Source organism: Mesorhizobium sp. M7A.F.Ca.US.006.04.2.1 (genome assembly GCF_004022915.1).
GTDB lineage: Bacteria > Pseudomonadota > Alphaproteobacteria > Rhizobiales > Rhizobiaceae > Mesorhizobium > Mesorhizobium ciceri.
The window spans coordinates 1-1,788 of the sequence record NZ_RZQA01001089.1 but is presented as its reverse complement, the minus strand read 5'-3'; the positions used below and the strand labels follow the sequence as shown (position 1 = coordinate 1,788).

Below are 1,788 nucleotides of genomic sequence, written 5' to 3'. Positions count from 1 at the left end.
GCGCGAGGCCAAGGCGGAAAAGATCCAGTCCTCCTTCGTCGGCATCGACAAGGCCGATATCGTCTCGGCCGAGATGAAGGGCGGCGAGGCGCATGTCACGCTGCGCATCATCAGCGAGCTGATTTCGGCGACCCGCGACAAGGCCGGTGCCGTCATCGACGGCGACCCGGAAACCGTGGCCGAGGTCAAGGATGTCTGGACCTTCGCCCGTGACACGCGCTCGCGCGATCCGAACTGGAAGCTCGTCGCCACCGAGGAAGAAGACTAGGAAATACGCGGCGAGGCTCCGGTGTCGCTATCGCCTCTTTTTGTCGAGAAAGCCTTCGGCGATCTGCCCGGCTGGAACGATGACGACCATTCGGCGGCCTTCGCCGCCTTTCGGCGCTCGGCCTTCCATGTCCTGACCAAACCCTATCGCAGCGGCGCGCTCGGCGTCGACTTCGACGCCTTTGCGGATGCCTACACCGAGGCCCGGACCGTTTCGCCGGCGAATCGGTCGCCGGTTTTGACCCGCGGGAACGCCCGCGCCTTCTTCGAGCACCATTTTGTGCCGGCGCTTATCCCTGCGGAAAATGGGCTCGTCACCGGTTTCTATGAACCGCAAGTCGAGGCGTCACCGGTGCGCACGGACCGGTTTTCGGTGCCGCTGCTGTCGCGCCCGGCCGATCTCGTCGATATCGATGACGCAAACCGGCCGCCGGGCCTGGACCCCTATCTCGCTTTCGCGCGCCAGACGCGGAACGGGCCGGTCGAATATCATGACCGTGGCGAGATCGAGCGCGGCGCGCTTGATGGCAAGGGCCTGGAAATCGCCTGGTTGGCCGACAAGGTCGATGCCTTCTTCATTCACGTGCAAGGTGCCGCACGCCTCGCCATGACCGACGGCCGGCTTGCCCGCGTCACCTATGCCGCCAAATCCGGCCAACGCTTCACCGGACCAGGCAAGGTCCTGAGCGAGATTGGCGAGATCCCGCTGGCGGAAGTGACGATGCAATCGATCCGCGCATGGTTCAAGGCGCATCCGGACCGCGTCGACGAGATCCTGTGGCAGAACCGCTCCTACATTTTCTTCCGCCCGGCCGATGTCGAGGACGTTGCCCTTGGTCCGATCGCCGCCGCCAAGGTGCCGCTGACGCCGGGCCGCTCGATCGCCGTCGACCGCCTGCTGCACACATTCGGCACGCCCTTTTACATCGACGCGCCGACGCTCGCCGCCTTCGACGCAAAACCATTCCGCCGCCTGATGATCGCGCAGGACACTGGCTCCGCCATCACCGGGCCGGCGCGGGGCGACCTGTTCGCCGGTTCGGGCGATGCCGCGGGCGAGATCGCCGGCGTGGTCCGCAATGCCGCGGATTTTTATGCGCTGGTGCCGCGCGCGCTCATTGCGGGTGCGGTCCGATGACCCGGCGCCCGGACAAGCTCAGCGAGGACGACCGGGTTCTGTGGAACCTGGTGGCGCGCACGGCCAAGCCGCTGAAGGGGAAATTTGCCGCCGACATCCCCGAAATTCCTGCCGAGGCCAAGCCAAGCCAGTCGCAGCCCGCCCAGCCCGTCGCCAATGTCGCAGGGATCGCGAAGCCGAAGGCGCAGCATGTCACGCACCGCCTCGACGAACCGACGCTGGACAAATTGTCGAAGGGCCGGCTGCCGATCGAGGGCCGCGTCGATCTGCACGGCATGACGCAGGACGAAGCCTACTCGCTGCTGTTCTCGTTCCTGCACCGGGCGCATGCCGGCGGCGTCCGCTATGTCCTGGTCATCACCGGCAAGGGCTCGTCCTCCGGC

General features: G+C 66.2%; 3 protein-coding genes. All 3 read left to right on the top strand.

Annotated features, from left to right (window positions below):
• A partial coding sequence (locus EN925_RS34555; protein ID WP_128337305.1) for a Tim44/TimA family putative adaptor protein occupies positions 1-268 on the top strand: 268 nt, incomplete at its 5' end.
• Positions 269-289: 21 nt separating this feature from the next.
• Positions 290-1,405 carry a murein transglycosylase A gene (locus EN925_RS34550; protein WP_127370085.1) on the top strand — a complete coding sequence of 372 codons (1,116 nt, stop codon included), beginning with the start codon at positions 290-292 and terminating at the stop codon, positions 1,403-1,405.
• The coding region (locus tag EN925_RS34545; RefSeq protein WP_128337304.1) for a Smr/MutS family protein at positions 1,402-1,788 on the top strand (387 nt) is incomplete at its 3' end. The genes EN925_RS34550 and EN925_RS34545, both read left to right, overlap by 4 nt.